This window comes from Micromonospora sp. NPDC005203, assembly GCF_042872705.1.
Lineage (GTDB): Bacteria > Actinomycetota > Actinomycetes > Mycobacteriales > Micromonosporaceae > Micromonospora.
Genome location: NZ_JBIAKV010000002.1, coordinates 301,572 through 318,664, shown reverse-complemented (window position 1 = coordinate 318,664; position 17,093 = coordinate 301,572). Strand labels below are relative to the sequence as shown.

Here is a 17,093-nt window from a genome sequence, read left to right as displayed (position 1 = left end):
GGGGGCGGCTGTGCGCGCACTGACCACGGGGGCGACGGGCCGGCGTGACCGGCCAGGCGGGCACAGGCCGTGACGCGGGGCAACTCGACCGCGAGGGCGGCCGGGATCGTGACGGTGGTGGTGGCGGCACTGCTCGGCTCGGCGTACGCGCTGGGCCGCAGTCTCGTGCCCGACCAGGTTCCGGGGCTCTCCACCGGGGCCACGACACGTGCCGACGGGCCGCACTACGCCGACCAGCCCGGCGGCAGCGAGCCCAGCGGCACCCCGAGCGCCAGCACCGGCCCCGCCGAGACCGGCCAGGACGGGTCGGCACCGGGCGCGGGCACCGACAACCTGTTCGGCGCGCACGCCACCTCCGGCTCCCCACGTCTCGCGCTGACCTTCGACGACGGCCCCGATCCGCGCTACACCCCACAGGTGCTCGCCCTCCTGCGCGAGTACGACGTGCACGCCACGTTCTGCGTGGTCGGCGAGAACGCGCAGAACCACCCCGACCTGATCCAGGCGATCGTCAACGAGGGGCACACCCTGTGCAACCACTCGTGGCACCACGACGTCGGCCTGGGTGCCCGCTCGGCCGACGCGATCCGCGCCGACCTGCTGCGCACCAATGCGGCGATCCGGGCAGCGGTGCCGAACGCTCCGATCGTCTGGTACCGCCAGCCGGGCGGCGCGTGGACGTACCCCGTGGTGTCGGTGGCTCGGCAACTCGGCATGACCCCGCTGCACTGGTCGGTGGACCCGTCGGACTGGGAACTGCCTGGCGCCGGCAAGATCACCGCGACCGTGTTGACGCAGGCCGAACCGGGCTCGGTGGTACTACTGCACGACGCCGGCGGGAACCGGCAGGGCACCGTGGACGCGCTGCGCCGGATCCTGCCCGACCTGACCGCGAGGTTCGAGCTGGAGGCGCTGCCCACCGACCCGACGTGAGGCGCGGCGTCCGGGTCCGCGCCGATGCTGGCCGTGAGCGACCGCGAGCGGTCCCGCCCCTGGCCGGCCTGCGGCGCTCCCAGACGACGACCCGTCGCGTTGGAGATTCGTCCGGACACGCAGCGGATACGGTGGCGGAATGAGCAGCGCGGAGCCGACCAGCGACCAGGTGACCCGGACCGACCGACTGGCGCCGGCGGAGATCGGCGAGATACTGGCCCTCGCCAGCGCCGCCGGCGACACCGACGGCGCCGACCCGCTGGACGAGCACGTCCTGCTCCGCCTCCGTGACCCGGACGCCCCGGCCCTGCACCTGATCGCCCGCGCCGACGACGGCACCCTCACCGGGTACGCGCACCTGGACACCACCGACCCGGTCGGCGGGATCGGGGTCGAGCTGGTGGTGCACCCCGCCTACCGACGCCGGGGCACCGGTCGCGCGCTGGCCCGGGGGGTACTCGCCTCGGCCACCGGGCCGCTGCGGGCGTGGGCGCACGGCGACCACCCGTCGGCCGCGGCGCTCGGCGTCGACCTCGGGTTCACCCGGGCGCGGGTGCTCTGGCAGTTGCGCCGCCCCCTGGCCGTTCCGCTGGGTGAGCCGCGCCTGCCCGACGGGGTGGCGCTGCGCGCGTTCCGGCCCGGGGCAGACGACGCGGCCTGGCTGATCCTCAACTCACACGCTTTCGCCGAGCACCCCGAGCAGGGGCGGTGGACCTCGGACGACCTGCGCGTCCGCCTCGGCGAGCCGTGGTTCGACCCGGCCGGCTTCCTGCTCGCCGAGGAGACCGCCACCGGTCGACTGCTCGGCTTCCACTGGACCAAGGTGCACGAACGCCCGGGGTCGGCCCGGATCGGCGAGGTGTACGTGCTGGGCGTGGAGCCGACCGCGCACGGCGGCGGGCTCGGCCGGGCCCTGACCACCGCCGGGCTGGCGTACCTGCGGGACAAGCGGGGCCTGGACCGGGTGATGCTCTACGTGGACGAGTCGAACGCCGGGGCCGTCGCGCTCTACGAGCGGCTGGGCTTCGCCCGCTGGTCCGCACACATCAACTATCACCTGGGCTGACCGCCCGACCGTCGCGGTGGGCGGGTCACCGGTGGGTAACGGCCGGGCGTCGGCAGCATAACGACGAACCGGAAATATGCCCATACTTTATGACAGGTGCATCCGGGTTCACTTAACGGACAACTCGCCCTCAGCAAGCGGTCATCTCGGCGGCCGTACGTGTTCACCTCGCGTTCACTTGCGACCGGCGAACCGGCTACCTCGCACTTCTAACTTTCGTGTCAGCCGGTCATCGCCGGTCCTCGGGCCCCGGGATCGGGGCGCCAAGTCAGACGCGAAGGGAACCCCCTCAGGTGAAGCTCCAGCGGTACGGCACTATTGCCTGCCTCGCTCTTGCCGCGACGCTCGGCCTCAGTGCATGCGGCTCGGACAACAACGAGCCCGCCTCCGGCGCGAACGCTTCGGGCTCGGCCGCCGCGGTCGACTGCGCTACCGGCACGCTTAACGCCCAGGGCTCGTCGGCGCAGAAGAACGCCATGGCCGAGTGGATCAAGGCGTACCAGCAGAAGTGCCAGGGCACCACGATCAACTACGAGGCTTCCGGCTCGGGCGCCGGCATCCAGGCGTTCATCGCCGGGACCGCCGACTTCGCCGGTTCGGACTCCGCGCTCAAGCCGGAGGAGCAGCCGCAGGCGGACGCCAAGTGCGTCGGTGGCAAGGCCATCCACCTGCCGATGGTGATCGGCCCGGTGGCCGTCGCCTACAACGTCAGCGGTGTGGACAACCTCCAGCTCAAGCCGGCCACCCTGGCGAAGATCTTCGCCGGCAAGGTCACCAAGTGGGACGACGCCACGATCAAGGCCGACAACCCGGAGGCCAAGCTCCCGGCGACCACGATCCAGACCATCCACCGGTCGGACGAGTCGGGCACCACCGACAACTTCACCAAGTACCTCTCGAAGACCGCTGAGAGCGACTGGACCCTGGGCAACGCCAAGGCGTGGAAGGCCCCGGGCGGCACCGGTGCCAAGGGCTCGGACGGCGTGGCCAGCAAGGTCAAGGCTGCCGACGGCTCCATCGGCTACATGGAGTGGTCGTTCGCCGACAACGCCGGTCTGAAGATGTCGAAGATCGGCAACGGCAACGGCGAGTTCGCAGCGCTGACCGCCGAGGCGGCCGGCAAGACCATCGCCGGCGCTGGCATCGAGGGCCAGGGCGACGACCTCAAGCTGAAGATCGACTACAACACCAAGGAGGCCGGGGCCTACCCGATCGTCCTGGCGACGTACGAGATCGTCTGCAGCAAGGGCCTCGCGGCCGACAAGTTGAAGCTGGTCAAGGGCCTGCTGGGCCACGCCGCCAGCGCCGAGGGCCAGGCCTCTCTCACCGAGCTGGGCTACGCCCCGCTGCCGGAGACGGTCCGCACCAAGGTCGAGACCGCGGTCAAGAACCTCTCCTGACCCGATTCCACACCTCCGCAACCGAATCGAGCGAGCAGATGGGTGAAACCCCTCACCGCTCGGCCGACGCCGGCACCGGTGGGACGCGCGTGACCCAGAGTCACGAGTGGTCCGCCGGTGCCTCGGCGCGTGTGGCCGAGGCACCAGTCAGCACCCGTTCCCCGGGCGGCACCGGGCTGGGCGGCGGCGGCGCGCTGCCGCGCAGCCGTAAGTTCGGCGCCGAGCGGGCCTTCCGCGGTCTCACCCTGGCCGCCGGCACCGCCGTTCTGGTCATCATCGCCGCCATCGCGATCTTCCTGGTCGCCAAGGCGGTGCCGGCCCTACGCGCCAACACCGAGAACTTCTGGTCCTACGAGGGCTGGTCCCCCAACGAAACCCAGCCGAAGTTCGGCATCGGCGCGCTCGCCTTCGGCACCGTGCTCAGCTCGGCGCTCGCACTGCTCATCGCGGTGCCGGTGGCGCTCGGTATCGCGCTCTACCTCTCGCACTACGCGCCGCGCCGGTTGGGCACCGCGCTCGGCTTCCTGGTCGACCTGCTGGCCGCCGTTCCGAGCGTGGTCTTCGGTCTGTGGGGACGGGACGTCTTCAGCAGCCCGGTGCGGGACTTCTCGCTCTGGCTGAACCAGCACTTCGGCTGGATCCCGCTCTTCGGCGGTGACGGCCCCTTCGGGGCGTCCGTCATGCTGGGCGCCCTGGTGCTCGCGATCATGGTGCTGCCGATCATCACCTCGCTCTCCCGCGAGGTGTTCCTCCAGACGCCGACCGCGAACGAGGAGGCCGCCCTCGCCCTGGGCGCCACCCGCTGGGAGATGCTCCGCACCGCGGTGCTCCCGTACGGCCGCCCCGGCATCATCGCCGCGATGATGCTCGGCCTCGGCCGGGCGCTTGGCGAGACCATCGCCCTGGCGCTGACCCTCGGCATCACCTTCAACATCTCGTTCAACCTGATCCAGAACGGCGGCAACACCATCGCCGCCAACATCGCCAACGCGTTCGGCGAGGCGAACGAGACCGGCCGGGGCGCGTTGATCGCCTCCGGCCTGGTGCTGTTCGCCATCACGCTGATCGTCAACATCACGGCGCGGGCGATCATCTACCGCCGCCGGGAGTTCACGGAGTCGGCCGCATGACCACAACCGTCACCTCCCACCGCACCCGGCCACCGGCCCAGCCCGACTCGCTGCGGGCCAGGCGGCTGCCCTGGTACGCCGCCCCGGCCATCGCTGTGGCGGCCCTGGCGCTCTCCGCCGTACTCGTCTACGGCACCGACATCGGCGGCCCGGTCCTCGTGGTCGTCCTCGGCGCGGTGCTCTACCTGGTCGGGCTCTTCGGCGCGGCCAACGCGGTCGAGGGGCGCCGGTCGGCCCGCAACCGCACCTGGAGTGCGCTGATCCACTCCGCGTTCGTGTTGGCGGTGCTGCCGCTGGTGTCGGTGGTCTGGACACTGGTCAGCAAGGGCACCGAGCGGCTGGACGGCAACTTCTTCCAGACCTCGATGAACAACATCGGGGCCCGGGACGCCAACGGCGGCGCGTACCACGCGATCGTCGGCACGCTGGAGCAGGTCGGCATCGCCACCCTGATCACCGTTCCGCTCGGCGTTCTCTGCGCCATCTACATCGTCGAGTACGGCCGGGGCAAGTTCGCCTTCGCGATCCGGTTCTTCGTGGACGTGATGACCGGCATCCCGTCGATCGTCTCCGGCCTCTTCGTCCTGGCGTTCTGGGTGCTTGTCGTGTCGCCGTGGTTCAACGACGGCCGGCCCAGCTTCTCCGGCTTCGCCGCCGCGCTCGCGCTGAGCGTGCTCATGCTGCCCACCATCGTCCGGTCCACCGAGGAGATGCTCCGCCTCGTCCCGGCGCCACTGCGCGAGGGCGCGTACGCGCTCGGCGTACCCAAGTGGAAGACCATCCTGCGGGTGGTGGTGCCGACGGCACTGCCCGGCATCGTCACCGGCGTCATGCTCGCCATCGCCCGCGCGGCCGGCGAGACCGCACCGGTGCTGCTGGTCGCCGGCGGCGGCGCCGCGATCAACACGAACCCCTTCGAGAACAGCCAGTCGTCGCTGTCCCTCTTCGTCTACCAGCAGGCCGGTGACGCGTCGAAGTACGCACCGGCACGGGCGTGGACCGCGGCACTCACCCTGGTCGCCCTCGTGCTCATCCTGACGATCGCGGCGAAGCTGCTGGCCCGTCGCAACCGGCTCAGCCGATGAACCCCGGAGGTACCACCATGGCCAAGCGCGTCTCCGCCTCGAACGTCACCGCGTACTACGGCGGCTTCAAGGCGATCGAGAACATCAACCTGACCGTCGAGCCGAAGACCGTCACCGCCCTGATCGGGCCGTCCGGTTGCGGCAAGTCCACGTTCCTGCGGTCGATCAACCGGATGCACGAGGTGCTGCCCGGCGCCCGGGTCGAGGGCAGCCTGACCATCGACGACCAGGACATCTACGACCGGGACGTGGACGTCACCGCGGTCCGGCGCACGATCGGCATGGTATTCCAGCGGCCGAACCCCTTCCCCACCATGAGCATCTTCGAGAACGTGGTGGCCGGGCTGAAGCTCAACGGGGTCCGCAAGAAGTCGATCCTGGAGGACGCGGCCGAGCGGGCGCTGCGCTCGGCGAACCTGTGGGACGAGGTCAAGGACCGGCTGGGCAAGCCCGGCGCGGGCCTCTCCGGCGGTCAGCAGCAGCGGCTCTGCATCGCCCGGACCATCGCGGTCGAGCCGCAGGTCGTCCTGATGGACGAGCCGTGCTCGGCGCTGGACCCGATCTCCACCCTGGCGATCGAGGACCTGATGTTCCAGCTCAAGGACAAGTTCACGATCATCATCGTGACGCACAACATGCAGCAGGCCGCGCGGGTGTCGGACCGGACCGCCTTCTTCTCGATCGAGAAGACCGGCGACCCGGGCCGGCTGATCGAGTACGACAACACTCAGAAGATCTTCAGCAACCCCAGCGTGAAGAAGACCGAGGACTACATCACCGGCCGCTTCGGCTGAGCCGCATACCCCTACCCAGGATCGCGCTCGATCAGGGATGTAGGGGCCTCACCGTGCAACGGAGGCCACTACTTCCATGTTCGAGCGCGATCTTTCGGTAGGAGCGAGCCCAGCGGGCAGCGCGGCAACTCCCGGTCAGCCCAGGACGAAGCGGGGTGCGCCGTCCGGGGGCAGGTCCAGGCGCGGGCTGACCGGGCTGGCGGCGTCCCGATCGGCCGCCGCTCGCGCCACCCCGGCCAGGTCACCGGCCGCCGCCACCTGGGCCAGCGTGACCAGAGTCGGTGGCAGCATGGTCAGCTCGCCGGCCTGCGCGCGGGCCAGCGCGTCCGCCGGGCGTATCCACAGGGTGCGGTCGGCCTCGCCGGAGACGTCGCGGGTCCGCTGGCCCGCCGGCAGCAGGGCCACGAAGAAGTACGTGTCGAAGCGACGCGGCTCGAACTCCGGGGTGATCCACCGGCTCCACGGCAGCAGCAGGTCCGACCGCAGGGTGAGCTGCCGGTTGGCGAGCAGCTCGGCGAAGCCCAGCCGGCGCCCCTCCAGGTCCTGCCGGGCGGCCTCCCAGTCGTCCCCGCTGACGTCGCCCACCACGGTCGCCGGGTCCGGGCCGGCAAGCAGCACGCCCGCCTCCTCGAAGACCTCCCGGGCGGCGGAACAGACCACGGCCTGGGCGGCTTCCGGGGTCACCCCGAGCCGCCCGGCCCACTCGATGGGTGCCGGACCGGCCCAGTCCAGGTGTGCAGCGGAGTCGGAGCGGTCCACCCCACCGCCGGGGAAGGCATACATCCCGCCGAAGGTCATCGCGGCGACCCGGCGGATGACGTACACCTCGAAGTCGACGTCGGTCGGACGCAGCAGCAGCACGGTGGCGGCGACCCGCGGCGTCGCCGGGGTGCCGCCCTCGGCCTGGAACCGGCGGGCGTGCTCGACCAGGGCGGCCGGGGCGGCGAAGCCGTCACTGTCGATCGTCATGCCCGCGAGCCTAGTTCCCCGACCAGCTGGCGCTGGCTCGCCGGCATCGCCTCCTTTGCTCTGCTTCAATCCAGGCACCAAGGATGTCCGCTCCCTGTTGCGTCGGTTGAAGCAGAGCAAAGGGCGTGGGTACGGGTGGTCGGTCGGCGGGACGCGGGGTTCGGCGGACGTTGCGCAGCGGCCAGGAGCGCACGGGGTCCCGCCGGATGAACTGGCCGGCGGCCGGGCGGTGGGCGGTTCACCTGGCTCGGCTAGCGTGCCCTGCATGACTCGTTGGGGCATCCTGGCCACCGGCCACATCGCCAGCCGTTTCGCCGAAGACCTCCGGCTGGTGCCGGACGCCGAGCTGGTCGCGGTCGGCTCCCGCGCCGTCGAGAGCGCGCGGCGGTTCGCCGACACGTACGGCGCGAAGCGCGCCTACGGCTCCTGGGTGGAGTTGGCCGCCGACCCGGAGGTGGACGCGATCTATGTGGCGACCCCGCACTCCGCGCACCACGAGGCGGCGATGACCTGCCTGACCGCCGGCCGCGCGGTGCTGTTGGAGAAGCCGTTCACCCTCGACCTGGCCACCAGCACCGAGTTGATCGACACCGCCCGCGCCGCCGGGGTCTTCCTGATGGAGGCCATGTGGATGCGGCTGAATCCGCTGATCCTGCGCGTGGTCGACCTGATCGCGGACGGGGCGATCGGCACGGTGACCGGCGTCCGGGCCGATTTCGGGGTGGCCGGGCCGTTCCCGCCGGAGCACCGGATGCGCAACGCGGCGCTGGGCGGGGGCGCTCTGCTCGACCTGGGGATCTACCCGATCAGCCTGGCCCACCTGCTGCTCGGCGTGCCGCAGCACATCCGGTCCTGGGCGCAGCTCGGCCCGGAGGGGACGGACGAGAACACCGGCATGCTGTTCGGCTACGACAGCGGAGCGCTGGCAACGCTGAGCTGCGGCATGGTCGGGTTGAGCGGGCAGACCGCCTCGATCACGGGCACCACCGGGCGGATCGACCTGCCGGAGCCGTTCTTCCGGCCGGGTTCCGTGGTCCTGCACCGGGCCGGCGCGGAGCCGGAGACGATCGTCGCCGACGGGGCCGGCAACGGCTACCAGTACGAGGCGATCGAGGTGCAGCGCTGCCTGGCCGCCGGGCTGACCGAGAGCCCGGTGGTGCCGCATTCCACGACCCTTGAGGTGATGGCGCTGCTGGACACGGTCCGCGAGCAGATCGGCGTGCGGTACGAGTGACCCGAACGGCCCCGGTCGTGGTGACCGGGGCCGTCGAGGTGCCGGGTCCGGTCAGCCGAAGAGCGGCCGGACCAGCAGGTAGGTGACGCAGGCGATCAGCGCTGCGGCCGGGAACGTGATGATCCAGGCGAGCACGATGTTGCCGGCGACGTTCCAGCGGACCGCGGAGAGCCGCTTCGTCGCGCCGACACCCATGATCGCCGAGGTGATCGTGTGGGTGGTGGAGATCGGGGCCTTCAGCACCAGGGCGTTGAAGTAGAGCACCGCGCTGGCGACCGTCTCGGCGGCGAAGCCCTCCGGCGGCCCCAGGTCGATGATCTTGCGACCGAGGGTCCGGATGATCCGCCAGCCGCCGGCGTACGTGCCCAGGGCCAGCATCGTCGCCGAGGTCCAGAACACCCAGCCCGGGATGTGCGTCTTGCTCTCCTGGAAGCCGCCGGTGTAAAGCGCCAGCACGACGATGCCCATGGTCTTGGCGGCGTCCTGCATGCCGTGACCGACCGACATGGCGGCCGCCGAGACGGTCTGCGCCCAGCGGAAGCCCCGGTTGAGCTTGCCCGGCTGCCCCTTCCGGAACAGCCAGAGGATGGCGAGCATCAGCAGGTAGCCGAGGGTCAGGCCGACGATCGGCGAGAGCACCATCGGCAGCAGCACCTTCTCGCCGATGTTGCCCCACTGCACGATGCCGCCGGTGGACAGCAGGGTCGCGCCGACCAGGCCGCCGAACAGCGCGTGCGAGGACGACGAGGGCAGACCGAAGTACCAGGTGATCAGGTTCCAGGCGATCGCCCCGAGCACCCCGGCGAAGACCACGCCGAGGCTGCTCACCCCGGTCGGGAGGGTGACCAGGTTGTCGCCGACGGTCTTGGCCACACCGGCGCCGAAGTGGGCGCCGACGAAGTTGCCGACCGCGGCGAGGCCGAGGGCGATCCGGGGGGTCAGCGCCCGGGTGGAGACGCTTGTCGCGATCGCGTTGGCGGCGTCGTGGAAGCCGTTGGTGTAGTCGAACGCCAGGGCTACCCCGATCACCGCCAGGACGGCGATGAGTTCGGGTGTGAAGGTCACCGGCTCAGGACTCCTTGACCGCGATGGTCTCGACGGTGTTGGCCACGTGCTCGAAGGCGTCGCAGGCGGCCTCCAGCTCGTCGGCGACCTCCTTCATCTTCAGCACCGTCAACGCGTCGTACTCACCGGAGAAGAGACGGACGAGCAACTGCCGGTTGATCCGGTCGCCCTCGTTCTCCAGCCGGTTGCACTCGATCCAGTAGTCCTCAAGATCCTTCATCGACTTCAGCCGGGGCATCGCGTCGGCGGTCAGTTTGGCCTGCTGGTCGAGCACGTTGACCATCTCGTGCAGCTCGCGGGGCAGCGCCGGCAGCTCGGTCAGCCCGTACAGGTAGAGCAGGTCACCCACCGCTTCCAGGTGGTCCATCACGTCGTCGAGCAGCGAGCCGAGCCGGTAGATGTCCTCCCGGTCGAACGGCGTGATGAACGTCGAGTTGATCTTCTTGTACAGGTCATGGGTGATCTGGTCGCTGTCGTGCTCGACCTCGGTCAGCCGCTCGCTGACGGACTGCACGTCCACGCCCGGCAGGGCCAGCTCGTTGAGCAGCGCGGTGCCCCGGACCAGGTTCTGCGCGGCCCTGGTGAAGAGCTCGTAGAAGGCGCCCTCGGTGGGGCGGAAGGAAAACTTCACAGCACAGACCTCGTCGCGTCGGTGGAAGGGTGGCGGCGCCCGAAGAACGGCCGCTCGGTGAATGCTAGGAGCCGGTAGAACCGCGAATTCGCCGGCCCACCCCTGGCCAAGCCTCATTCACCGCTCGTTCACCTGCTGTTCATCTCGGCCGTCCCACCCGCATCCGCTCCCCCAGCAACCAATCGCTCCCGCTCACGTTCGACGTCGAAATCGGCAGCCGGATACCCCAGGTCGAGGGTGTCGAACGTCTCACGCAGCAGATGAGCCACCGCCCAGTCCCGGTACCACTTACGGTCCGCCGGCACCACGAACCAGGGCGCGGCGTCCGTGCCGCACCGGCTGAGGGCCTCGGCGTACGCGGCCTGGTAGTCGTCCCAGTGCGACCGGGAGTCGACGTCGGAGGGGTTGTACTTCCAGTGCTTGCGTGGGTCGTCGAGTCGTTCCAGCAGGCGCTTGCCCTGCTCGGCGTACGAGATGTGCAGCATCACCTTGAGCACGGTCAGCCGCCCCTCGGTCAACTCCCGCTCGAACGAGTTGATCTCGTCATAGCGGGCTCGCCAGGTCGCCTCCGGCACCAGCGAGCCGACCCGGGCGATCAACACGTCCTCGTAGTGCGAGCGGTTGAACATCCCCACGTACCCCGGCGGCGGCAACTCCCGCCGGATCCGCCACAGGAAGTCGTGCCGCAACTCCTGGCGGGTCGGCGGCCCGAACGAGCGGATGTGCAGGCCCAGCGGATTCATCGCGCCGGCCACCCGCTTGATCGTGCCGTCCTTGCCACCGCAGTCCATCGCCTGGAGCACCAGCAGCACCCGGCGCGCCGGCCGGTCCGACCCGGTCTTGGCCAGCGCGTAGAGCATCTCCTGCTGCCGGGCCAGCTCGCCGCCGACCAGCTCCACCTGCTCCCGCGCCCAGGCCTTACGGTGCTCGCCGCGCCCCGCCGTACTCGGCACGCCGGGCGTGGACCGCGGGTCGACCGCGCCCAGATCCACAGGTGCGGTGGCCCGCAGCAACTCCCGCACGGAACCGCCGTCCGGTGCCACGATCTGCCCTTGCTGGGGTGCGCTCATCCACGGATCATCGCCCAATCGCAGGCGATCCGCCCGCCGAGGCCCACCCCGCCCCACCACCGGTCGGCACGGTCCGCGGGTCGGCCCGCCGTCGGGGACGGGACCGCCGGCGCGGCGGGGTCGGCACGGTCCGCGGGTCGGCCCGCCGTCGGGCGCGGGGCTGCCGGCGCGCCCGGTCGGCGGGAGGATGGACGCCTGGGCGGTGCCGGCGGGGAGGGTGGTGGGTCGTGCAGGATCTGGCGACAGAGTTCGAGGGCGAGCGGGGGCGGCTGCTCTCGGTGGCCCGCCGGATGCTGGGCAGCCGCAGTGAGGCGGAGGACGCCGTGCAGGAGACCTGGCTGCGCTACGCCGGGGCTCTCGGCGACCCGAGCGCCCGCGCCGAGATCCGCGAGCTGTCCGCGTGGCTGACCACCACCTGCGCCCGGATCTGCCTGGACGTGCTCCGCTCGGCGCGGGTCCGCCGGGAGACGTACCCCGGGCAGTGGCTGCCGGAGCCGGTGGTGAGCCCGTTGGGCGCGGCGGCGCTCACGGACGGGTACGCGCCGGACCCGGCCGAACGGGCGGTCCGCACCGACCAGGTCGGCACGGCGTTGCTCGTCGTGCTGGAGCGACTCGCGCCGGAGCAGCGGGTCGCGCTCGTGCTGCACGACGTGTTCGCGATGCCGTTCGCCCGGGTCGCCGACGTGCTCGGCACCACCGAGGTGGCCGCCCGGCAGCTCGCCCACCGGGCACGCCGGGCGGTCACCGCGCCGGACGTACCCCGGCACACCGCGGACCTGGCCGAGCAGCGCCGGGTGCTCGAAGCGTTCGTCGCCGCCACCGAGTCCGGCGAGCTGGACCAACTGCTCCAGGTGCTCGCGCCGGACGTGGTCTTCGTCGGTGACTCGGGCGGGCACTACCCCTCGGCCCGCCAGCCGGTCGTCGGCGCGGACGCCGTGGGTCGCTTCACGCTCGGCCTGTTCGGCCGGACCGGCCGCTACGCCGGACGGGTGCTGGCCCGGCTCGTGCTCGTCGATGGCGCGCTCGGCCTGCAGATGGAGACCGAGCACAGTGACGGGCGGCCGATCCTCCTGGTCACCGTGTTCGCCGTGGACCAGGGCCGGATCACCGCCATCTACAACCAGATCAACCCGGAGAAGCTGGCCGACCTGCCCCCGCTCGGCGACGACGACCGCTGGCCACCGCGCTGGTGAGCCGGCCGGGCGTGCGACGTCAGACCACCAGGCCCAACCACTTGCGGTACGAGGTGGCGAACGGCTCGGTGCCGTCGCCGAGCGCCCCGAAGAGCCGTTGCGCCGCCGCCTCGGCCTCGGCGACCACGTCGTCCGGGTAGCCGAAGCGCGCCCGGTGCTCGGCGAACTCGTCCTCGTCCAGCAGCTCCACCAGGCCGGTGGCCCGACGGCGGACGACGTCCAGGTCGAGGTCGATCAGGTGGACGGTGTCGTCGGACTCCCAGCGGGCCGGGGTGGTGATGTCGCAGTAGACCTCGCTGGTGCGGGGCGGGGGGTTGAACATGGCCGTCCACCAGGCGCGGTGCGGCACCAGCAGAACGAACGGGATCTTCTCCACCGACGGCCGGCCGTGGTAGACCGACTCGGTGCCCTGGGGCACGCCGAGCCAGATGCCGAGGTCGTCCTCGGTGAGCCGGCGGGCCGGGTAGTCGCGGTGGGCGCTGCCGTCGTACTTGCGGTAGATCACGCGGACCATGTCGCTCGGCATGATTCGCACCCTAACCGATACTGCCCACCCGTCGTAGTGCGGCGGTAACCGGGCGGCGCGACCTGGACGACAAGCGTGGCCGGTGGCGCGCCACGCGGCGGAGGGGCACGGCCGGTGTCGGCGGCGGCGGGTACCGTCGCACGGTGACTCCGCCCCGCAGCACCACCGGTTCCGCCACTGGTTCGGCCCGCGCCAAGGGCCGGCGGCGGGGTGCCCGGCCCAGCGGCACGGAGCTGCTGGCGGCGGCGGTCGGCGCGGTGCCCGGCGGCGCGGAACGCCCCGGCCAGCAGCAGATGACCACGGCCATCGAGGAGTGCGTGGCCGGCGGCGAGCACCTGCTCGTGCAGGCCGGCACCGGCACCGGCAAGTCGCTTGCCTACCTCGCGCCGGCGCTCACCGTGGACGGCCCGGTGGTGGTCTCCACCGCCACCCTGGCGTTGCAGTCCCAGCTGGTCGACCACGACCTGCCCCGGCTGGCCGACGCGGTCGAGCCGGTGCTCGGCCGTCGGCCCACCTTCGCGGTGCTCAAGGGTCGCCACCACTATCTCTGCCTCGCCCGACTGGACAACTCCACCGAGGAGGAACCGGAGGACACCCTCTTCGACGCCCCCGCGGCGCGTCCGGGGGGCGGCACGAAGTGGCTCGGTGAGGCGGGCCGGCTGGGCAAGCAGGTCGAGCGGCTGCGCGACTGGGCCGAGAAGACCGCCACCGGCGACCGCGACGAGCTGGACCCCGGCGTCGACGACCAGGCCTGGCGGCTGGTGTCCATGCCGGCCCGCGAGTGCGTCGGCGCGACCCGTTGCCCGTTCGGGCAGGAGTGCTTCGCCGAGGCGTCCCGCGCCCGTGCCCGCGAGGCCGACATCGTGGTGACCAACCACAGCCTGCTCGCTGTCGACATGCTCGCCGACCGGCACATCGTGCCGCCACACAAGCTGCTCATCGTCGACGAGGCACACGAGCTGGCCGACCGGGTCTCCTCCGCGGCCCAGGCGGAGCTGGTGCCGGAGCTGATCGACCGGACCACCCGGCGGGCCCGTACGCTGCTGCGGCCGGAGACCGCCGAGGCGCTCACCGCCGCCGCTGACGCCCTCGCGGTCGGGCTGGCCGAGGCGCCGGCCGGGCGACTCACCGCCGGGCTGCCGACGCCGTTGCGGGAGGCGTGCACGCTGCTCGACGCGGCGACCCGCTCCGCCCTGGACGCGATCGGCGACATCAAGTCCGACGACCCCGACCCGGTCCGCAAGCAGCAGGCCAAGGCCGCCCTGGACGAGCTGTCCACCACCGCCCAGCGGCTGCTGGAGGAGGGCGACCACGACGTGGCCTGGGTGGAGAAGAACGACAGCGGCAGCCGTCGGGCGCTTGTCGTCGCGCCGCTGTCGGTGGCCGGCACCCTCGCCACCCACCTGTACGACGAGCGCACCGTCGTCGCCACCTCCGCGACCCTGGCGTTGGGCGGTCGGTTCGACACGGTGGCCCGCGCCCTCGGGTTGGACGCCCCGCCACCCGCCCCGCCGACCCCCGCCGCCGCCGCACTGGCCGCCCGCACCGGCCCGGGTCGCCCGGTCGCCGAGTCACCGGGCCGTCGGCTCGCCGGCGACGCCGCCCCGAGTGCTGTCGTACCAGCGACCGAGGGGCCGGGCTGGCGCTCGCTGGACGTGGGTTCGCCGTTCGACTACGCCCGGCAGGGCATCCTGTACGTCGCCGCGCACCTGCCCCGCCCCAGCGTCTCCGGGCTGCCCGACGCCGCCGGGGAGGAGTTGCTCGGGCTGGTCGAGGCGCTCGGTGGTCGTACTCTCGGGCTTTTCTCCTCTCGGCGGGCCGCGCAGCAGGCGGCGGAGCTGGTGCGCGCGCGGACCGACCTGCCGGTGTTGTTGCAGGGCGAGGAGTCGCTGCCGCTGCTGGTCCGCCGCTTCCGGGAGGAGCGGGCGAGCTGCCTGTTCGGCGTGATGTCGCTCTGGCAGGGCGTGGACGTGCCGGGTGACGCCTGCCAACTCGTCGTCATCGACCGGCTGCCCTTCCCGCGCCCGGACGAGCCGTTGGCGGCGGCCCGTGCCGCGGCCGTGGACGCCGGCGGTGGTTCCGGCTTCTCCGCGGTCAGTGTGCCGATCGCGGCGGTGCGACTGGCCCAGGGCGTGGGCCGGCTGATCCGGGCGACCGGAGACCGGGGCGTGGTCGCGGTGCTCGACTCCCGGCTGGAGACGGCCCGTGGCTACGGGCCGTTCCTGCGCCGCTCGCTGCCGCCGTTCTGGTACACGACCCGCCCCGAGGTGGCCCGAGGCGCCCTGCAACGCCTCGCCAAGTCCTGACCCGCCGCACCGCACCGCGCCCCGCCCCGCCCTCACCCTGCGCCGCCCTCGGCCTGCGCCGCCCTCGCCGCGCCCCGCCCTCGCCCTGCGCCGCCCTCGGCCTGCGCCGCCAAGATCGCGCTACAACAAGGATGTAGTGGCCTCCCCGAGCGGGGAGGCCACTACATCCACGATCGCGCGTGACCTTGGCAGCGCCGGCCGGGGGCACGGCGGCCGGCGTGGGTCAGGGGGCCTGGGAGGCGACGACCACCGCGTCGGGCGGGGTGTCCGGGACCCTCCGGGCGGCGAGCCGGCGGACCCCGGTGTTCAGCACCGCGATGAGCGGCACGGAGACCAGCGCTCCGGTGATGCCGGCGAGTACGACACCCGCGGCGATCCCGATGATCACCGCGAGCGGGTGGAGGGCGACCGCTCGTCCCATGATCAGCGGTTGGAGGATGTGGCCCTCCACCTGCTGCACGAGGATCACTGCTCCGAGGATGATCAACGCGATACCCGGGCCGCTGTCGACGAGTGCCACCAACACCGCCACGCCACCGGAGAGCGCCGCGCCGACGATCGGGATGAACGCGCCGAGGAAGACGAGCGCGGCCAGCGGGAAGGCGAACGGGATGTCGAACACGACCAGGAAGATGCCGATGCCGACCGCGTCGATGAAGGCCACCAGGACTGTCGCGCGCACGTAGGCGCCGAGCGTGTGCCAGGAGGCGCGGCCCGCGTCGTCGACCTTCCACCGGGCGGCCACCGGCAGCAGCCGGACCAGGAAGCGCCAGATCCGGTTGCCGTCGCGCAGGAAGAAGAACGTCGCGAAGAGCACCAGGAGCGTGCCGGTCAGCACCTCGGCCAGGGTGGCGGCGGTGCTCAGTGCGCCGCTGGTGAACTTGGAGGTGTTGTCGTTGATCCAGGCCTGCGCCTCGTCGATGTAGCGGTCGAGCTGCGTGTCGGAGAGGTGCAGTGGGCCGGTCTTCAGCCAGTTCTGGATCTGCCGGACGCCCTCCGAGGACTTCTCGCTCAGCTCGGGCACACCTCGGATGAACTCGTTCACCACGAGCGTCAGCGTGCCGATCACCGCGGCGAGACCGCCGACCAGCACCACCGCCGTCGCCAGCGACCGGGGCAGCCGAGCCCGCAGCAGCCAGCCCACCGCCGGCGCGAGCAGCGCGGAGAGCAGCAGCGCGATGGCCAGCGGAATGATCACGATCTTGACGGTGCTGACGATCCTGAGCAGGGCCCAGGCGACCACACCGATCACGATCAGCCGCCAGCACCAGGCGGCGGCGATCCGCAGCCCGTGCGGGACGTCGGCGTCGTCCCGGCTGGAGGTCGAGCTGTGCAGGTCCACCGGAGGTTCCGCGCCGAAGACGGAGGCCGTCGGCGGTGCGGTCGGCCCCGGCACGGCGGGCGACGCCACCCTGGCGGCGTCCGACACGTCACCCAACTCGTCGGGCGAAATGCCCTCGTCGGCGCGGGCCGACTCCTGTCGTGAGTGGTAGGCGCGACGAAGCCGCCCGCGTACCCGCTCGAAGCGGCTCAAGCGCACCTCCTGGCAGTTAGACCGGCCCGCCCACAGCGACAGGCCGGACAGCATACGTCCGTTCCGGACACCGTAGGGCAGTTCCGCCACACAATGCCCCGACCACCACCGGCGTAACCACCGGCGGACCCGCCGTCGGCCACACGGTAGCGTCTGC

14 protein-coding genes and 2 pseudogenes are annotated in these 17,093 nt (G+C 71.8%); 10 read left to right on the top strand and 6 right to left on the bottom strand.

Annotated elements, in window-relative coordinates; genetic code table 11:
- Positions 1-69 precede the first annotated feature (69 nt).
- From ACFYPM_RS06680 to pstB, 6 genes are all read left to right on the top strand, one after another.
- Positions 70-933, top strand: coding sequence for a polysaccharide deacetylase family protein (locus tag ACFYPM_RS06680; RefSeq protein ID WP_387191963.1), 864 nt, complete (start codon positions 70-72; stop codon positions 931-933).
- Between the two features lie 139 nt (positions 934-1,072).
- Positions 1,073-1,999, top strand: coding sequence for a mycothiol synthase (mshD, locus tag ACFYPM_RS06675; protein ID WP_387191961.1), 927 nt, complete (start codon positions 1,073-1,075; stop codon positions 1,997-1,999).
- A 293-nt stretch (positions 2,000-2,292) separates the two neighbouring features.
- Positions 2,293-3,399, top strand: a complete 1,107-nt coding sequence (pstS, locus tag ACFYPM_RS06670; RefSeq protein ID WP_357370521.1) for a phosphate ABC transporter substrate-binding protein PstS — start codon at positions 2,293-2,295, stop codon at positions 3,397-3,399.
- A 38-nt stretch (positions 3,400-3,437) separates the two neighbouring features.
- A complete protein-coding gene (gene pstC, locus ACFYPM_RS06665; protein ID WP_387191959.1) occupies positions 3,438-4,529 on the top strand; it encodes a phosphate ABC transporter permease subunit PstC in 1,092 nt (363 codons plus the stop codon).
- Entirely contained in the window at positions 4,526-5,614 is a 1,089-nt protein-coding gene (pstA, locus tag ACFYPM_RS06660) for a phosphate ABC transporter permease PstA (protein ID WP_387191957.1), read from the top strand. The genes pstC and pstA overlap by 4 nt, the downstream gene beginning before the upstream one ends.
- A 17-nt stretch (positions 5,615-5,631) precedes the next feature.
- Positions 5,632-6,408, top strand: a complete 777-nt coding sequence (gene pstB, locus ACFYPM_RS06655; RefSeq protein ID WP_387191955.1) for a phosphate ABC transporter ATP-binding protein PstB — start codon at positions 5,632-5,634, stop codon at positions 6,406-6,408.
- 135 nt (positions 6,409-6,543) lie between these two features.
- On the opposite strand, the gene ACFYPM_RS06650 is transcribed toward pstB, so the two are convergent.
- Positions 6,544-7,377, bottom strand: a complete 834-nt coding sequence (locus ACFYPM_RS06650; protein ID WP_387191953.1) for an NUDIX hydrolase — start codon at positions 7,375-7,377, stop codon at positions 6,544-6,546.
- Between the two features lie 265 nt (positions 7,378-7,642).
- Here ACFYPM_RS06650 and ACFYPM_RS06645 point away from each other — a divergent pair, with 265 nt between their 5' ends.
- Complete coding sequence (locus ACFYPM_RS06645; RefSeq protein WP_387191951.1) at positions 7,643-8,611, top strand: Gfo/Idh/MocA family protein; 969 nt, start codon at positions 7,643-7,645, stop codon at positions 8,609-8,611.
- A gap of 51 nt (positions 8,612-8,662) precedes the next feature.
- Here ACFYPM_RS06645 and ACFYPM_RS06640 read toward each other — a convergent pair whose 3' ends face one another.
- From ACFYPM_RS06640 to ACFYPM_RS06630, 3 genes are all read right to left on the bottom strand, one after another.
- Positions 8,663-9,676 carry an anion permease gene (locus tag ACFYPM_RS06640; RefSeq protein WP_387191949.1) on the bottom strand — a complete coding sequence of 338 codons (1,014 nt, stop codon included), beginning with the start codon at positions 9,674-9,676 and terminating at the stop codon, positions 8,663-8,665.
- A 4-nt stretch (positions 9,677-9,680) separates the two neighbouring features.
- Positions 9,681-10,307, bottom strand: coding sequence for a DUF47 domain-containing protein (locus ACFYPM_RS06635; protein ID WP_053655020.1), 627 nt, complete (start codon positions 10,305-10,307; stop codon positions 9,681-9,683).
- Between the two features lie 128 nt (positions 10,308-10,435).
- Positions 10,436-11,377: a PPK2 family polyphosphate kinase gene (locus ACFYPM_RS06630; protein WP_387191947.1), complete on the bottom strand. Its 942-nt coding sequence runs from the start codon at positions 11,375-11,377 to the stop codon at positions 10,436-10,438.
- A gap of 227 nt (positions 11,378-11,604) precedes the next feature.
- Between ACFYPM_RS06630 and sigJ the strand changes: the two genes are divergently transcribed.
- Positions 11,605-12,570, top strand: coding sequence for an RNA polymerase sigma factor SigJ (gene sigJ, locus ACFYPM_RS06625; protein ID WP_387191945.1), 966 nt, complete (start codon positions 11,605-11,607; stop codon positions 12,568-12,570).
- 19 nt (positions 12,571-12,589) lie between these two features.
- On the opposite strand, the gene ACFYPM_RS06620 is transcribed toward sigJ, so the two are convergent.
- Positions 12,590-13,096 carry a DUF402 domain-containing protein gene (locus ACFYPM_RS06620; RefSeq protein ID WP_357253747.1) on the bottom strand — a complete coding sequence of 169 codons (507 nt, stop codon included), beginning with the start codon at positions 13,094-13,096 and terminating at the stop codon, positions 12,590-12,592.
- 143 nt (positions 13,097-13,239) lie between these two features.
- On the opposite strand from ACFYPM_RS06620, the pseudogene ACFYPM_RS06615 reads away from it, so the two are divergent.
- Both ACFYPM_RS06615 and ACFYPM_RS06610 read left to right on the top strand, forming a co-directional pair.
- Positions 13,240-14,595: pseudogene (locus ACFYPM_RS06615) on the top strand (ATP-dependent DNA helicase); the annotation flags it as partial.
- Between the two features lie 111 nt (positions 14,596-14,706).
- Positions 14,707-15,402 (top strand): annotated as a pseudogene (locus ACFYPM_RS06610) (ATP-dependent DNA helicase); the annotation flags it as partial.
- Between the two features lie 223 nt (positions 15,403-15,625).
- Here the strand turns inward: ACFYPM_RS06610 and ACFYPM_RS06605 are convergent.
- Complete coding sequence (locus ACFYPM_RS06605; protein ID WP_387191943.1) at positions 15,626-16,936, bottom strand: AI-2E family transporter; 1,311 nt, start codon at positions 16,934-16,936, stop codon at positions 15,626-15,628.
- Between the last annotated feature and the right edge of the window lie 157 nt (positions 16,937-17,093).

Coding starts and splice junctions, on each gene's coding strand:
- mshD (WP_387191961.1), top strand. CDS start 1,073: ATGAGCAGCGCGGAGCCGACCAGCGACCAGGTGACCCGGACCGACCGA.
- pstC (WP_387191959.1), top strand. CDS start 3,438: ATGGGTGAAACCCCTCACCGCTCGGCCGACGCCGGCACCGGTGGGACG.
- pstA (WP_387191957.1), top strand. CDS start 4,526: ATGACCACAACCGTCACCTCCCACCGCACCCGGCCACCGGCCCAGCCC.
- pstB (WP_387191955.1), top strand. CDS start 5,632: ATGGCCAAGCGCGTCTCCGCCTCGAACGTCACCGCGTACTACGGCGGC.
- ACFYPM_RS06650 (WP_387191953.1), bottom strand. CDS start 7,377: ATGACGATCGACAGTGACGGCTTCGCCGCCCCGGCCGCCCTGGTCGAG.
- ACFYPM_RS06645 (WP_387191951.1), top strand. CDS start 7,643: ATGACTCGTTGGGGCATCCTGGCCACCGGCCACATCGCCAGCCGTTTC.
- ACFYPM_RS06630 (WP_387191947.1), bottom strand. CDS start 11,377: ATGAGCGCACCCCAGCAAGGGCAGATCGTGGCACCGGACGGCGGTTCC.
- ACFYPM_RS06620 (WP_357253747.1), bottom strand. CDS start 13,096: ATGCCGAGCGACATGGTCCGCGTGATCTACCGCAAGTACGACGGCAGC.